The 15,588-nt window shown below is 64.1% G+C and carries 14 protein-coding genes; 6 read left to right on the top strand and 8 right to left on the bottom strand.

Features of this window, described 5'->3' with window-relative positions; all coding sequences use genetic code 11:
- Positions 1–41: 41 nt before the first annotated feature.
- The 3 genes from NKH22_RS12885 to NKH22_RS12875 all read right to left on the bottom strand — a co-directional run bounded on the left by NKH22_RS12885 (position 42) and on the right by NKH22_RS12875 (position 4,232).
- Positions 42–1,529 carry an aldehyde dehydrogenase gene (locus NKH22_RS12885; RefSeq protein ID WP_023820919.1) on the bottom strand — a complete coding sequence of 496 codons (1,488 nt, stop codon included), beginning with the start codon at positions 1,527–1,529 and terminating at the stop codon, positions 42–44.
- On the bottom strand, positions 1,526–2,719 hold the full coding sequence (locus NKH22_RS12880) for a cytochrome P450 (protein WP_023820918.1): 1,194 nt from the start codon (positions 2,717–2,719) through the stop codon (positions 1,526–1,528). Before NKH22_RS12880 ends, NKH22_RS12885 begins: the two co-directional genes overlap by 4 nt.
- A 64-nt stretch (positions 2,720–2,783) precedes the next feature.
- Positions 2,784–4,232: an APC family permease gene (locus tag NKH22_RS12875; RefSeq protein WP_023820917.1), complete on the bottom strand. Its 1,449-nt coding sequence runs from the start codon at positions 4,230–4,232 to the stop codon at positions 2,784–2,786.
- A 166-nt stretch (positions 4,233–4,398) separates the two neighbouring features.
- On the opposite strand from NKH22_RS12875, the gene NKH22_RS12870 reads away from it, so the two are divergent.
- The 6 genes from NKH22_RS12870 to NKH22_RS12845 are packed head-to-tail and all read left to right on the top strand — an operon-like array spanning position 4,399 to position 10,850.
- Positions 4,399–5,169 (top strand): IclR family transcriptional regulator, encoded by a 771-nt coding sequence (locus tag NKH22_RS12870; protein WP_352909685.1) that lies wholly within the window; start codon positions 4,399–4,401, stop codon positions 5,167–5,169.
- Complete coding sequence (locus NKH22_RS12865; protein WP_023686943.1) at positions 5,169–6,452, top strand: Tm-1-like ATP-binding domain-containing protein; 1,284 nt, start codon at positions 5,169–5,171, stop codon at positions 6,450–6,452. Before NKH22_RS12870 ends, NKH22_RS12865 begins: the two co-directional genes overlap by 1 nt.
- On the top strand, positions 6,449–7,111 hold the full coding sequence (locus NKH22_RS12860) for an HAD family hydrolase (protein ID WP_023820914.1): 663 nt from the start codon (positions 6,449–6,451) through the stop codon (positions 7,109–7,111). Before NKH22_RS12865 ends, NKH22_RS12860 begins: the two co-directional genes overlap by 4 nt.
- A gap of 20 nt (positions 7,112–7,131) precedes the next feature.
- Positions 7,132–8,481, top strand: a complete 1,350-nt coding sequence (locus NKH22_RS12855; protein ID WP_352909683.1) for an aminotransferase class III-fold pyridoxal phosphate-dependent enzyme — start codon at positions 7,132–7,134, stop codon at positions 8,479–8,481.
- A 33-nt stretch (positions 8,482–8,514) separates the two neighbouring features.
- Positions 8,515–9,822, top strand: a complete 1,308-nt coding sequence (locus NKH22_RS12850; RefSeq protein WP_023729177.1) for an aminotransferase class III-fold pyridoxal phosphate-dependent enzyme — start codon at positions 8,515–8,517, stop codon at positions 9,820–9,822.
- Positions 9,819–10,850 (top strand): phosphotransferase enzyme family protein, encoded by a 1,032-nt coding sequence (locus NKH22_RS12845; protein WP_023667832.1) that lies wholly within the window; start codon positions 9,819–9,821, stop codon positions 10,848–10,850. Before NKH22_RS12850 ends, NKH22_RS12845 begins: the two co-directional genes overlap by 4 nt.
- Positions 10,851–10,867: 17 nt before the next feature.
- Here NKH22_RS12845 and hpaH read toward each other — a convergent pair whose 3' ends face one another.
- The 5 genes from hpaH to NKH22_RS12820 are packed head-to-tail and all read right to left on the bottom strand — an operon-like array spanning position 10,868 to position 15,486.
- Positions 10,868–11,677, bottom strand: coding sequence for a 2-oxo-hept-4-ene-1,7-dioate hydratase (gene hpaH, locus NKH22_RS12840; protein ID WP_352909827.1), 810 nt, complete (start codon positions 11,675–11,677; stop codon positions 10,868–10,870).
- A complete protein-coding gene (locus tag NKH22_RS12835) occupies positions 11,671–12,546 on the bottom strand; it encodes a fumarylacetoacetate hydrolase family protein (RefSeq protein ID WP_023820912.1) in 876 nt (291 codons plus the stop codon). Before NKH22_RS12835 ends, hpaH begins: the two co-directional genes overlap by 7 nt.
- A gap of 29 nt (positions 12,547–12,575) precedes the next feature.
- The gene (hpaD, locus tag NKH22_RS12830; protein ID WP_352909680.1) at positions 12,576–13,556 is read right to left on the bottom strand and encodes a 3,4-dihydroxyphenylacetate 2,3-dioxygenase; all 981 of its coding nucleotides are present in this window, start codon (positions 13,554–13,556) and stop codon (positions 12,576–12,578) included.
- Between the two features lie 14 nt (positions 13,557–13,570).
- Positions 13,571–15,088, bottom strand: a complete 1,518-nt coding sequence (gene hpaE, locus NKH22_RS12825) for a 5-carboxymethyl-2-hydroxymuconate semialdehyde dehydrogenase (protein ID WP_352787574.1) — start codon at positions 15,086–15,088, stop codon at positions 13,571–13,573.
- A gap of 11 nt (positions 15,089–15,099) precedes the next feature.
- Entirely contained in the window at positions 15,100–15,486 is a 387-nt protein-coding gene (locus NKH22_RS12820; protein ID WP_352909825.1) for a 5-carboxymethyl-2-hydroxymuconate Delta-isomerase, read from the bottom strand.
- Between the last annotated feature and the right edge of the window lie 102 nt (positions 15,487–15,588).

The raw sequence follows: 15,588 nt of genomic DNA, 5'->3' as shown, positions 1-15,588 counted from the left end.
GCTTGACGAAAAGAGCAGATATGCTGGCCTTTCCGCGAGGCTCAGAGCGCAATCCAGGCGGTCTTGAGGTCGACAAATTTCTCCAGCGCATGCAGCGACTTGTCACGGCCGGAACCGGACTGCTTGACGCCGCCAAGCGGCACGGTGATATCGGCTCCGCCATAGGTGTTGACGTGGACGACACCGGCGTTGATGGCGCGCACCATGCGATGGGCCGTGGAAAGATTGGCGGTCCACACCGCCGAGGCAAGTCCGTAGACAGTGGAGTTGGCCAGATGCACCGCCTCCTCCTCGGTCTCGAAGCGCATCACGCCGAGCACCGGTCCGAACACCTCCTCGCGCGCCAACTGCATCTCTTGCGTCACGTTCTCGAAGATCGTCGGCGCCATGTAGCTGCCGCCGGTCTCGGTCAGTATCCGTTCGCCACCGGCGACGAGACGGGCGCCTTCGGCTTGCGCCATGGCGACGAAGCCGAGATTCTTGTCCAGCTGTTCGGCGCTCGATACCGCACCGATATCGCTGGCGAGATCGAGCGGGTCGCCGACCTTGAGCCGCGTGGTTGCCGAGACAAGTTCGTCCATGAAAAGATCATAGACCGACGACTGGACGAGCAGACGCGAGCCCGCCACGCAGACCTGGCCTGAATTGCGAAAGATGCCGTTGGCCGAGACGACCGCCGCCTGCTTCAGGTCCGGAGCGTCGGCAAAGACGATGTTGGGCGACTTGCCGCCAAGCTCGAGGAAGACCCGCTTCAAATTGGAACGGGCGGAGTATTCGAGCAGCCGCCGGCCGACCGGCCCCGATCCGGTAAAGGCGATGGCGTCGACATCCATATGGAGGCCAAGCGCTTCGCCGGCGACAGCACCATGACCGGTAACGACGTTGAACACGCCTTCGGGAAGTCCAGCCTCGCTTGCGAGTTCGGCCAGCCGCAGCAAGGTCAGCGAGGCGATCTCCGGCGGCTTGACGACGACGCTGTTGCCGGTGGCCAGTGCGGGCGCAATCTTCCAGGCACCGATCATCAGCGGGAAGTTCCACGGCACGATGACGCCGACGACACCGAGTGGCTCCCTGTGGATCAGCCCGAGCACATTGTCGGCCGTCGGCGCGATCTCGCCATAGACCTTGTCGATCGCCTCGGCGTAGTAGCGGATGGTGCCGGCCGCCGACAGCGGCTCGGCCTTGTAGGCCATGCCGATCTCGGTGCCGTTGTCGCGCACGCCAAGCACGGCCAGCTCATCGACATGTTTTTCGATCAGCTCGGCAAATTTCGTCAGCACCTTCTTGCGAAAGGCAGGGGCGGCGCGCGACCATAAACCCTTCTCGAATGCTTTTCGCGCCGATCGGACCGCGCGATCGATGTCGGCGGCATTGCCGTCGGCTATGCTGGCAAAAGCGCGGCCGTCGATCGGCGAAATCACCGCCAGCGTCGCGCCGCTCGTCGCTGCGGCCTGTACGCCATCGATAAACAAGCCCCGCTCGCCGATCTCCGTCTTGCGCAGCGCGTCGATGGCATTCTGGCTGATCATTGGTGGCGGACTCCCAGGGAAACATACAACGTGGTTGGCGCGCGGAATTCCCAGCCGCGAAACACCGGCACCTTGCCCGGCACCAGGCTGAGATCGGGGAAGCGCAGGAGCAGCAGCCTTAACGCAAGGCACATCTGCTCGCGCGCGAAAAACCGGCCCGAACAGAAATGATGACCAAAGCCGAAGGCGGCATGATTGCCTTCCCTGCGGTTGATGTCGAAGCGGTCTGGATCGGCAAAGCGGCTCTCGTCGCGGCTTGCCGAGGAGACAAGTGCAGCGACCGCGGCGCCGGCAGGGATCGTTACGCCGCCAAGCTCGACCGCCCGCGTCGTCTGCCGCGTCTGGGTGCCGATCGGCGCCACCCAGCGCAAGCCTTCATCGACAGCCCTGGGCACAAAGGTCTCGGGATCGGCGAGCACCTGCCGCAATTGTTCGGGATGCGCAAGCAGGCCGGCGAGGATCGAACCGGCACCATGTCCGGGCTCCTGCATGCCGCCAAGCAGGATGACCTTGATGCTTGGCATCAAGAAATCGATCGGCCGCGTCGTGCCTTCCGGCATGCCGTCATGCAGCATATGCGACAGCGCCGAGTCGTCGGGGGCGCGCGCCAGTCTATCCAGAGTCGGCCGGATGGCTGCGCCGACCTCGGCGCTGATCGCGTCGGCGATCTCTTGCCGCTTCGGGTCGTTCTCGAAATTGATGGCGCCCTGCGCAAGGCCATAGAACCAGCGGCGCAGCGTCGGCATGTCGATCTCGGCAAGGCCAAGCGACCACGCCAGGCTGAGCGTCGACACCGGCTCGAAATAATCCGCCATCAGCTCGGCGGAGCCTTGTTCGGCGATCCGGTCGAGAAAAGGTTCGGCAATAGACCGCACGAGGTCGCCGGCATAGGCGGCGACGGTGCGCGGCCGGTATTTCGGATCGACGCCTTGGCGCAGCTGTCTATGCGTTTCGCCGTCGGTGGTCAGGATGGTCGGCTTGCCGAACGAGCGTTCGACCGGAGACGTACCGACGACGGCGGAGAAGATGTCGGGTGACTTTGCGACGGTCTCGACGTCCTTCCAGCGGGTGACGAACCAGAGATTGACCGCCGGCACGAAAGCGACAGGCGCGCTGCGCCGCAGTTCCGCATAGATCGGATACGGATCGGCTTCCAGCGCCTCAACGGTGATGCTCTCGGCAAAGCTCAACGCCGGTACTCCCTTTGCGATGGAAAGGGGCGGCGCCGAACGCGCTACCCCCTTGTCCTTTGTCCTAGTCCTTCAGCGGCACGCCGAGATTTTCGAAGGCAACCGGATCCCGGCTCTTCAACGCACCGGCAAGCAGCAGGCCGACCACCGCGGCAATCAGCACCAGCCCCGGCAGCAACACGCCAAGGAAGCCACCGGCCCCGGACAGGCCACCGAAATTAATGACGATCAGGTAGATGATGACGACGAAAGCGATGAAGGCCAGCCCAGGCAGGATGGTGGTCTTCAGCGCATTCTCCTGCGTCGACGGGTTGGCGCGGAAGTACATCACCACGGCGAGCGAGGCCACCGCCATCATGACGATGACTCCCAGCGTCGCGACATTGGTCAGCCAGGAAAACAGCGCCAGAACCGGATCGAGGCCGAGTATCGCGAACACTCCGATGACGATCGCTGCCAACACGCTCTGGATGACGGAAGCGACATGCGGGCTCTGGTGCACTGAATGCGTCACGCCGATCGCTTCAGGCAACAGCTTCTCGCGGCCCGAGACGTAGATGTAGCGGGCAACCGCGTTGTGGAACGCCAGCACGCCGGCAAACAGGCTCGACACGAACAGGATGCCCATGGCGTGCGACAGCATGGTTCCGGCGTAGCGGTCGGACAGGCCGAACAGGAAAGTCGTCGGATCCTGAAGCGCCTGCAGTGCCGGCAACAATTTGTCGACGCCGGCGCCGACCGCCATCAGCCAGGCCGTGACCATGTAGAAGACGCCGATCAGCAGCACGGAGAAATAGGTGGCGCGCGGAATGGTCACCTTGGGGTCGCGGGCTTCCTCGGCGTAGATCGTCGTCGCCTCGAAACCGATGAAGGCGGCGAAACAGAACAGGATGGCGATGGCGGGCGAGCCGCTGACGATCTGGCTCCAGCTGAACGGCGCCGCCGAGAGGCCGCTGTCGCCACCGGTCTTGAGGATGGCGAGGTCTAACACCAGCACCACGATGTATTCGCACAGCACCAGCACCGTCAGGATCTTGGCCGAGAGGTCGACCTGGCGGTAGCCCAACACCGCGACGATGGCGACGGCGATGAAGCTCCACACCCACCAGGGCAGGTCGATGCCCCAGCCGGCGAACAGGCCGGCGGTCGCGGCCCCCAGCAGGCCCATGACCCCGATCTGCATGGCGTTGTAGGACAGGATCGCGATGATTGCGGTTGCGCCGCCGGCAAAACCGCCGAGCCCGCGCGCGGCATAGGCATAGAAGGCGCCGGCATTGCCGACATGGCGCGACATGGCGACGTAGCCGACCGCAAACAGCAGCAGCAACACGGTCACGATAAGATAGGTTCCGGCAAAGCCCGCCCCATTGCCCATAAGCATGCCGAGCGGCGTGCCGCCGGCGACCGCGGTGAGCGGCGCCGCCGCCGAAATCACCATGAAGGTGATAGCGCCGACGCCAAGACTGTTCTTGCGCAGCCTGTTGGCGGGCGCCTGTTCCGAAACTGCTGACATTTGTCCCTCCAGTCTTACGAACCCCTGGGTTCGCGGCCGCTCGGCCTGTTCCCTGAATGCCATCGGTTCATTATTTGAACCCTTATTTTGAATATAGACTTGCAAAGAATGCGGATGCCTGTCAAGTTAATTCACACATTAAGTTTCTATCCGAGCGGGAGGCTGGATGGGTACGGTCGGCAAGGCGATTTCACTTCTGGAGCTGTTCACGGCGGACGAGCCCGAGCTCGGACTTTCCGATCTCGCGCGGCGGTGCGCCTTGGACAAGGCGACGACGCGGCGGCTGCTGATGGCGCTGGGCGGCCATGGCTTCGTCGAGCAGGATGCCGGCACGCGGCACTATCGCCTCGGCGCCGGCCTGTCGCGGCTGGCGCGTATCGGCGAAGCCTGCTTCCCGTTCCTGCAAACGGCAATTCCCGTGGCGCAGGATTTGGCGGGTTCGACAACCGAGACGGTGCATCTGTCGGAATTCGGCGTCGACAGGCTGATCACCGTCCATGTCGAGCATTCAAGCTGGGCAAACCGGGTGAACATCGATGTCGGCCAGCTTCTGCCGCTGCATTCCACCGCCTCCGGCATCGCCTATCTCGCCTTCGCCGACAACGCGACCGTGAAAGCATGCCTGACAGGTTCGCTTGAGGCCTTCACCGATCATACCCTCGTCGAGCCGGCCGCCATTTCAAAGTCGATCGGCGAGGCGCGCGACCGCGGCTATTCGATCTGCGACCAGGGCCATGAGGACGGCGTGATCGGCGTCGCGGCTGCAATCCGCGCCGCCAACGGACTTGCGCTGGGGAAAATTGCGGTGGCAGCCCCGAAGGCCAGGACGACACCGGCTGCGATCGTGGAACGAGGGCTTGCGGTTGTGACCGCGGCACGGGAGATTTCGATGCGCCTCAATGGCGAAAACCTGCAAACCCTGAGGAGGCAGGCCTGATGTCTGCAGATATGGCGACGCCCCGCATCCTGGTCATCGGCACGGGCGACACCAAGACCGACGAACTGCTGTTCATGAAAGCGTGTATCGAGGCATCCGGTGGCCGCGCCGTGATGATGGATGTCAGCGTGCTGGGCGCCCCCGCCTATAGTCCCGATCACGACAAGCATGCCGTTGCGCGGGCCGCTGGCGTGACGATGGCCGAAATCGTCTCGAGCGGCGACGAAAACACCGCCATGACATTGATGGCCGTCGGCGCCGTTCAGCTGGTGCGCCAGCTTCACCAGCGCGGCGAGATCGACGCCTTCATCGCCATCGGTGGTTCGATGGGAACCGATTTGGCGCTCGATGTCGCGCTGTGCCTGCCGCTCGGCGTGCCGAAATTCGTCGTCTCGACCATCGCCTACTCGCATCTCATTCCGCCCGAGCGCGTCGCGCCCGACCTGATGATGATCCTGTGGGCAGGCGGGCTCTACGGCCTCAACACCATCTGCAAGCTGGTCCTTTCCCAGGCCTGCGGCGCGGTGGTCGGTGCGGCGAGGATCGTGCTTGCATCCCGTGCTTCGGCCCCGGCGGTCGGACCGACCATCGGCATGACTTCGCTGGGCAGCAGTTGCCTGCGCTATATGAAGACGCTGAAGCCGGCGTTGGAGCAGCGCGGCTATGACGTCGCAGTCTTTCACACCACCGGGATGGGGGGCCGGGCCTTCGAATCGATCGCCAGCCAGGACCATTTCTGCGCGGTGTTCGACTTCAGCCTGCAGGAGATCACCAATCATCTTGCCGGTTCGGTCGTCAGCTCCGGCGCCGACCGGCTCGAGAATGCCGGCGCCCGCGGCATTCCGCAGATCGCAGCCCCTGGCGCCGTAGACATGGTCGATTTGCCGACCTGGCAGGCGCTGCCGACAAAGTTCGCGCAGCGGCCATTCCATGCTCATAACAGGTTGATCGGCTCGATCACCGTCGATGCCGCCGACCGCCGTGAAGTCGCCAGGACCATCGCCGCCAAGCTCGGTGCGTCGAAGGGGCGCTCCGCTTTCATCCTGCCCTCCGGCGGCATCCAGGAATGGGATGCGCAGGGCGAGCCGCTGTACGAACCCGAAGCCCTCGCGGCGTTCACCGATGAGATGCGCAAGGCCATTCCCGCCGGCGTCGAGTTCCACGAGATCGACGCCCACATCAACAGCGACGAGTTCGTCGGCAAGGCGCTCGAAATCTTCGACCGCTGGGTCGAGGAAGGCATCATCCCGCGCGGCATGCCGGCCAAGGGAGTGGCTGCGTGAGCGCTGTTCCTGCCCAGGCGCTCGTCCTCGATTTCGGCGGCGTCGTCACCCGGACCCTTTTCGAGACCCATGCCTTGACCGAACAGGCGCTCGGCCTCGCGCCGGGAACGCTGCAATGGCACGGGCCGTTCGACCCGGATTCAGATCCGCTGTGGCGCTCCATGCAGGCCAACGACATCAGCGAGCGCGATTATTGGCGCACCCGCACCAGCGAAGTCGGCCGGCTCGTCGGCGAGGACTGGGAGGCAATGGAGACATTCGTCCAGCGCGCACGCGGAGCCGAGCCGGAAAAGATCGTGCGGCCCGAAGCCGTCCGCGCCATCCGGACCGTGCATGCGGCGGGATTTCGCCTGGCGATCCTGTCCAACGAGCTAGATCTGTTCTATGGCGCCGGCTTCCGTCAGCGGCTGCCGCTGCTCGAGCTGTTCGACACCATCGTCGACGCCACCTATACCCGCATCCTCAAGCCCGATCCGCGCGCCTATGCCTTGGTGACCGAGGCGCTTGGCCTGCCTGCCCGCGCCTGTGTGTTCGTTGACGACCAGCAGCGCAATGTCGATGGCGGCCGTGCTGCCGGCATGCGCACCGTTCATTTCGACGTCGCGCGGCCGGCACTTTCCTATGCCGAGGCCCTCGGCCATTTCGACCTCATCTCCTGAGACATTTGCGGAGCCTTGCGATGCGCGACATCAATTTCCTCACCGAGAAAAACGCCAAGCCGATCTGGCATGCGATGGCACACCCGGCCGAGATGCGGGCCAACCCGCCAAAGGTGATCATGAAAGGCGAAGGCGTGATGGTCACCGACATCGACGGCAACACCGTGCTCGATGCGGTTGGCGGACTGTGGAACGTCAATCTCGGCTACTCCTGCGACCCGATCAAGAAGGCCATCGCCGACCAGCTCAGCGCCCTGCCCTACTATTCCGGGTTTCGCGGCACGTCGACCGGCCCGTCGATCGAGCTCGCTTACGAACTCAGCGAATGGTTCGAACCGGAAGGCATGGTGCGGACCTTCTTCACCTCGGGCGGCTCGGATTCGGTCGAAACCGCACTGCGGCTCGCCCGCCAATACTGGAAGATCCGCGGCCAGGGCGACCGGACAAAATTCCTCGCGCTGAAGAAGGGCTATCACGGTACCCATTTCGGTGGCGCGTCAGTCAACGGCAACGCCAATTTCCGCCGCAACTATGAGCCGCTTATGCCCGGCGTCTTCCACATTCCCGCACCCTGGACCTTCCGCAATCCGTTCGATGAGACCGATCCGGCGCGGCTGGCCAAACTGTGCGCCAAAGCGCTGGAGGATGAGATCGCCTTCCAGGGCGGCGACACCATTGCCGCCTTCATCATGGAGCCGGTTCTCGGCGCCGGAGGCGTCATCGTTCCGCATGACAGCTTCATGCCGCTGGTCCGCGAGATATGCGACCGCCACGAAATCCTGCTGATCGCCGACGAGGTGGTCACGGGGTTCGGTCGCACCGGCGCCTGGTCGGGTTCGCGGCTATCCGGCGTGAAGCCGGATTTCATGACCATCGCCAAGGCGATCACCTCGGGCTATTTCCCGCTCGGCGCCACCTTGATCGGCGCCAAGGTCGCCGACGTCTTCGAGTCCGACAAGACCAGCTTCGGGGCGATCGGTCATGGCTATACCTATTCCGGCCATCCTGTCGGCTGCGCGGCAGGGCTGGCTGCACTTGCCGAGACCAAGCGGCTTCGCCTGGACGAGAACGCAGCCGCGCGCGGCATCGAGCTCGCGGCGACGCTGGAGGGGCTAAAAGCCAAGCACGCGATCGTCGGCGACATCAGGTACAAGGGCCTGATGGCTGCGCTAGAGCTGGTCTCCGATCGCACGACGAAAAAGCCGGTGGACAAGAAGACCATGGCCGTGGTTTCGGAAGCCACTTATGACGCCGGCGTCATGCTGCGCGTGTCCGGCAACAACATCATCCTGTCGCCGCCGCTGATCGTCGGCGCCGCCGACGTGGCAAAGATCGGCGAGGCCATCGATGCAGGTCTGTCGAGGGCCTGATGGACCCGCTGACGCAATGGAGTTTGGTACGCAATGACCCAATCTGAGAAGAACCCGAGCGAGGAAGCGCTCGTCAAGCGGCGTGCCCGCCTGCTCGGCGCGAAATCGCAATTGTTCTACGACGAGCCCGTGCACCTGGTGCGCGGCGAAGGCGTCTGGCTCTACGATGCCGACGGCCGCAAGTATCTCGATGCCTACAACAACGTCGCCCATGTCGGCCATTGCCACCCGCATGTGGTCGAGGCCTTGTGCCGTCAGGCAAGCCTGCTCAACACCCACACACGCTATCTGCACACCGCAATTCTCGACTATGTCGAGCGGCTGACGGCGACCTTCGATGCAAGCCTCGCCACCGCAATCCTGACCTGTACCGGCAGCGAGGCCAACGACATAGCGCTGCGCATGGCGCAGGCCGCCTCCGGCAATATGGGCATCATCGCCACCGACGCCACCTATCATGGCAACACGGCGGCGGTTTCGCAGCTCAGCACGCGCATGCCTCCGATCCGCGGCCGCGCCCCCCATGTCAGGCTGGTGCCGGCCCCCGACAGCTATCGCCATCCCGATGCGATGGCCAATGGCAAGGCCTTTGGCGACGCCGTGCGTCAAGCGATCGCTTCGCTGGCACAGGACGGCATTGGCCTGTCTGGCATCATCTTGTGTCCGCTGCTCGCCAATGAAGGTTTCCCGGCTCTGCCCACCGGATTTTTCGACGACGCCTTGGGGGCCGTGCGCGAAGCCGGTGGTCTGGTCATCGCCGACGAAGTGCAGCCCGGCTTCGGCCGCACCGGCAGCCATTTCTGGGGCCATCAGCGCGCCGGCTTCGTCCCCGACATCGTCACCATGGGCAAGCCGATGGGCAATGGCCATCCGATCGCGGCCGTGGTCACCACCAAGGAGATACTGGCGACCTTCCGCGACGCTTTCCGCTACTTCAACACCTTTGGCGGCAACCCGGTCTCCTGCGCAGTCGCCAATGCCGTCCTCGACGTCATCGAACAGGAAAACCTTGTCGCCAACGCGCAAGACGTCGGCGCCTATGCGCTTGGCCTGCTGCGCCCGCTGGCCGATCGGCATGAGTGCATCGGCGAGGTCAGGGGGGCCGGACTGTTCTTCGGCGCCGAGCTGGTCCACGACCGCGACACGCGCGAACCGGCGCCCGACATTGCCGAGCAGGTCGCCAATCGCATGCGCCATCGCGGCGTGCTGATGGGCAAGACCGGCATCCACGGCAATGTGCTCAAGATCCGCCCGCCCATGCCGTTCTCGCGCGACAATGCCGAGTTCCTGATCGGCCTGCTGGACGAGGTGCTGGGCCAAGTCGGCGGAGTGCCGGCGTGAATTCTGTTTCCACCCAATCCCAGCCCGAAACGGCAGCCGATGTCACGGAGCTCGCCAGGCGTGCGCTCGAACATTGGGGCGTCCGCAACTCTGAGCCGGAACTTCTGAAGCACCGCGAGAACGCCGTCTTCCGCGTGCGGCTGCCGGATGGCCAGCCGGCAGCCATGCGCATCCACCGGCTCGGCTACCACACGGACGCCGCGCTGCGTTCGGAACTGCAATGGATGGGCTTCCTGCAATCCGCCGGCGTCGCCACGCCGTCTTGCGTCGCAACACAGGCCGGCGATCCGTTCGTGCTTGTCAGAACGGCCACCTCGGCGCAGCCCCGGCAGGCCGATTGCCTGAGCTGGCTGGAGGGCCGCGCCGTGGGCGCACGCGGCGTGCCACTGGCCTACACGGCCGATCAGTCGATCCAGATCTTCACGGCGATCGGGCGGACCATCGCCCATATGCACAATGTCACTGCCTCGTGGACGCCGCCCGCGGGCTTCGTCCGCCATGCCTGGGACTTCGACGGCTTCTTCGGTGCGAACCCGGTCTGGGGCCGGTTCGAGACCTCGCCCTTTCTCGATGGTCCTCGCCGCGCGCTGGTCTTGCAGGCGCGCGACAAGGCAGTGAAGGCGCTGTCGGAACATGAGCGCAGCGCGCGCAATTTCGGCATCATCCACGCCGATCTGGTGCGCGAAAATGTGCTCATCCATGACAGCGCGGTGCGCATCATCGATTTCGACGATTGCGGCCATGGCTGGCACATGTACGACCTTGCCGTCGCCCTCTATCAGAACCGCGAGGAGGCGATCTACCCGCTGATCGAAACCGCTTTGCTTGACGGCTACCAGCAAGAGCGTGCGCTCATCCCGCAGGACATCGCCGCATTGCCTCTATTCGCCGCGTTGCGTGCCTTCGCCTTTCTTGGCTGGGTGCAAAGCCGCGTCGAAGGCGACATCACCAGGGATGTCGGCTTGCGGATGTCGACCATCGCAGCCGATGTGGTGATTGACTACCTGCGCGGCGAACAGCCCAACTGACGAGCCGATGAGAGCCGTCAGCTCTTGGCGAAATGGATGCTGACCGTTCCCGAGCTGCCGAAGTCGGCGACGATGGAATCGCCGGGCCGCGCCTCGACCGGGCGCACAAACGATCCGGACAGCACCACCTCGCCGGCCGCGATGGACATGCCGTAGCGGGCGAGCCTGTCCGCCAGCCAGGCAATGCCCATCGCCGGATGCTTGAGCACGCCGGCGCCAAGCCCGGTCTCCTCGACCTCCGCATTGCGCGAGACGATGGCGCCGATCCAGCGCATATCGGCTTCATCGGGTCGTTGCGGCCGGCCGCCGATGACAATGCCGGCATTGGCGGCGTTGTCGGAAATCGTATCGAAGAAAGTGCGCGCCTTCTTTGTCTCGGCATTGACGCGTTCGATGCGCGTGTCGAGGATTTCGAGCGCCGGCGTGATATAATCGGTGGCGTTGAGCACGTCGAAGATGGTCACGCCTGGGCCCCTCAGCGGCGCCTTCATGACGAAGGCTATCTCGGCCTCGACGCGCGGCTGGATGAAGCGGCCGACGGGTATCGTCGCGCCGTCGTTGAAGAACATGTCGTCGAACAGCACGCCCGAATCCGGCGTGTCGATGGCGAGCGCATATTGCATCGCCTTCGATGTCAGGCCGATCTTCCAGCCCTTCGGGGTCAGCCCGGCATCGGTCTTGCGTTTCACCAGCGCTGCCTGGACGCGATAGGCATCCTCCATCGTCGCGTCGGGAAAATCGAGGCTGAGCAGACGGATCTGGCGGCGCGAACGCTCGGCTTCGAACAGCCTTGCCGCGGCATCTTCAACTTGCTCGGGGGTCACGATGCTGCCTCGTCGACGACCCCGTTGCGGAGCACGCCGATGCCGTCGGCTTCGACTTCGATCACGTCGCCCGGCTTCAGCCAGATCGGCGGGTCGAAGCGGGCGCCGGCGCCGGTCGGCGTACCGGTGACGATGATATCGCCTGGCACCAGCGTGGTGAAGGTGGAGACATAGGCGATGATCTTGCGGAACGAGAAGATCATCCGGCTGGTGCGGTCCTGCTGGCGCAATTCGCCATTGACGCGGGTGGTCAGCGCGATGTCGGCAATCTGCGCCTCGTCGGTGAACGGCACCAGCCACGGACCGAGCGAGCCGGTGCGGTCGAAATTCTTGCCCTGCGTGACGTTGAACTTGGCGTGCCGTACCCAATCGCGAATGGTGCCTTCGTTGCACAGGGATAGTGCCGCGATATGGTCAAGCGCATCCCTCTCGGCGATGCGTCGTCCACCCTTGCCGATGACGATGACGATCTCGCCCTCATAGTCCAGCTGCGGCGATTCCGGCGGCCGCACCAGCGGCGCGTCGTGGCCGACGAAGGAGCGGGGGAAGCGGATGAACAGCGACGGGTTGGAAGGCGCGGCCTGGCCGTCCTTGTACTCTTCGTTGCGGTCCGGGTAGTTGACGCCGACGCAGATGATCTTTTCCGGCGACGGCAGAGGGATTTCATAAGCGATGGCGCCGACTGGAAAATCGACGGCGTAGGCTTCGGCCTCTTCCGCCAGCCGCCGTAGCACGCCGGCCTCGATCACTTCGCGCAGCGTCGGCCACTGGCTGTGCCGCGCCGACAGGTCGACGACGCCCTTATCTGTGACCGCGCCATAGCGCGTCTTGCCGCCGACAGTGAAGGTGGCGAGCCGCCCATGTGCAGTCATCCCGGTCTCCGTCAGGTTCGCGTCTGTGGTCACGGTGCGATGATCGGCGACGCCGTCAAATCCGGTTGGCGCGCGGCCGCGCCGGCAAAGATGCTACCCTCCTCGAACCAGCTTTTCGGCGCGGGCGCGCCCCACAGCGTCTGGCGCTGCGGGTCCTTGAGGTCCCACTTGATCGGCTCCAGATCCGGATCCACCGTCTGGTAGTCCGAGCAGTAGATCTCGATGCGGTGATTGTCCGGGTCTCTGACATAGAGGAAGAAGGCGTTGGAAATGCCATGCCGGCCGGGGCCGCGCTCGATATTTGCGAGGTAACCCGTCGTCGCCATCAGATCGAGCAGGTCGATGATGTTGAGCGGTGTCGGCACCCAGAAGGCGACGTGATGCAGGCGCGGACCCACACCGTTGGTGAAGGCGATGTCGTGGACGCCGCCCTTGCGGTGCGTCCAGGCCGCCCACAGCTTTCCGCTACTGGCATCCTCGGTGTATTCGGTGACGCGGAAGCCAAGCTCGTTGTAGAAGGCGACGGACTCGTCGACATTGGGCGAGAAGCAGTTGAAGTGGTCGATGCGCAGCGGCTTCACGCCCTTGTAGAGCGCATATTTCTGATGAATCGGCGGCAGCCTTTCCATTTGGGCAAAGAACTCGAGCGGAATGCCGTGCGGGTCGCGGGTGCGGAAGGTGCGCGACTGGTACGGTCGCTCGACCCACTCGACCGGCAGGCCTTTTGCCTTGAAGAAATGCTCGGCCTTGTCGAGATCCTCATCCGAAAAAACCTTGAAGCCGAGATCGCGGGCTTCGGCGCTGCCGGCCTTCTTCAGCACGATGCAGTGGTGTCCGCGCTCTTCCAACGCCCTTAGATAGATGGCTTCCGATGTCTCGTCGGTAACCTGCAGGCCGAGCGTGTCGACATAGAAGGCGCGGGATTTCGCAAGGTCGGTGACCGCCAGTTCGACATGGCTGAGGCGCACGATGTTGAAGGCGGGATAGAGGTTTGGTTTGGGCAGTGGCATCCGATGTCCTCCGGTCAGCCGCCGAGTTTCTGGATCGCGTGCGCTGAAGTGGCGAAGGCGATGTTCTTCGTCTCCATGTAGAAATCGAAGGAATGGTCGCCGCCGTCGCGGCCGATGCCGGAATTCTTGACGCCGCCAAACGGCGTCGGCAAATGCCGCACATTCTCCGAATTGACCCAGATCATGCCGGCGTCCAGCGCATCGGTGAAGCGGAAGGCGCGGGTAACATCCGACGTCCAGAGATAGCCGGTCAGGCCGTATTGGGTGTCGTTGGCCAGCGCCAGCGCTTCGGCCTCGTCCTTGAAGGAAATGGCAGTCAGCACCGGCCCGAAAATCTCTTCCTGGGCAATGCGCATCCTGTTGGTGGCGCCGGTAAACAGCGTCGGGCTGACATAGCAGCCACCGCCCGGACCGGCGAACTTGCCGCCGCCGGCGGCTACCACCGCGCCTTCCGATTTGCCGATCTCGATATAGGACAGCACCTTTTCCTCGTGCACCGGATGGATCAGCGGACCGACCACCGTTTTGGGATCGAGCGGATGGCCAACCTTGATGCGCTTTGCCTTCTCCGCGACCAGATCCGTGAATGTGTCGTAGACCGAGGCTTCGACCAGCAGCCGCGACGATGAGGTGCAGCGTTCGCCGTTGAGCGAGTAGATCATGAACACGGCCGCATCCGCCGCACGTTCGAGATCGGCGTCGGCGAAGACGATCACCGGGTTCTTCCCGCCCAGTTCGAAATGCACGCGCTTCAGCGTATCGGCGCCCTGTTTCATGATCATCGAGCCGGTGCGGCTCTCACCGACAAAACCGATCGCCTTGATGTCAGGGTGCTCGGTCAGCGCCTTGCCGGCGTGCTCGCCGAGGCCGTTGACCAGGTTCCACACGCCTTTCGGCAGGCCGGCCTCCTCGGCGATCTCGACCAGCAGGCGAGCGGTCAGCGGCGAAAATTCGGCCGGCTTGTGGACGACGGTGCAGCCTGCCGCCAGCGCCGGCGCGATCTTCCATGTCGACAGCATGAACGGCGTGTTCCACGGCGTGATGATGCCGACCGGGCCGATCGGCACGCGCGTGGTGATGTTGACCTGGCCTGTCGTGCGCAGCGTCTCGCCGTCGCGCGCTTCCGGCGCGCGGTCGGCGAAGAAGCGGAAATTCTCGGCGCCGCGCAGCGCGGCCTTGGCCATGAATTTCAGCGCCTGGCCGGTGTCCATGCACTCGACGAAGGCGATCTCCTCGGCGCGCGCTTCGATCGCATCGGCTATCTTGTGCAGCAGCTTCTTGCGCCCGTCGCCCGGCATGGCGGCCCAGGCCGGGAACGCCGCCTTTGCCGCCTTGGCGGCGCGGTCGATATCGGCGGCACTGCCACGCGCGACCTTGGCCAGCGGCTTGAGATCGACCGGCGACATGGCCTCGAAGGTCGAGCCATCCACCGCCGGCACCGCTTCGCCGCCGATCTGGTTCAGCACGCCGTCGCGCTTGAAACGGGCCAGATAGGCCTCGGCCTTTTTCAGATTGCCTTCGAGGTCGGACATATCAGCTTCCGTCACTTGCCGCGCAGTCGCGGGTGGATTGCATTTTTCTTCCAGCTCAGGACCGGATCGATTTCCCTGATCTCCAGGGAAAGAGCGAAATGCGGGGTCTCGAACAGGGGGGCGAGGTATTCGCTCACGGCGGAGAAGACCGCCTCCCCGGTTCGTTTCTTGTCCTCGGCACTGCGGCCGGTTCCAATGCGAAACGACATGTCGAGAAAGGCGTTTTCCGGTAAGCTGTCGGCCATTGCATAGGCCTCCGCGCGGAAGGCCCGCACCCGCACCGCGCCGGTTTCAAACAGCCCGGTGCCGAGCACGGTGCGCAACACCAGCGCGCACAATTCGCTCATGTCGACCTTGGCATCGAGGTTGGCCGAATACTCGATGGAAAAGTGAGGCACCGCGTCTCGTTCCCCGGATTGTTCCACTGCTGTAGTTAACGCGTTAATTACATGCAGCATCACTGAAGTCAAGCCTTGCATCCAAGTTGAGGCGACGATACG

Origin of the sequence: Mesorhizobium sp. M1252 (genome assembly GCF_040318265.1) — a bacterium.
Classification (GTDB): domain Bacteria; phylum Pseudomonadota; class Alphaproteobacteria; order Rhizobiales; family Rhizobiaceae; genus Mesorhizobium.
The sequence above is the reverse complement of the archived record's forward strand: the minus strand, read 5'-3'. Positions and strand labels throughout refer to the sequence as shown.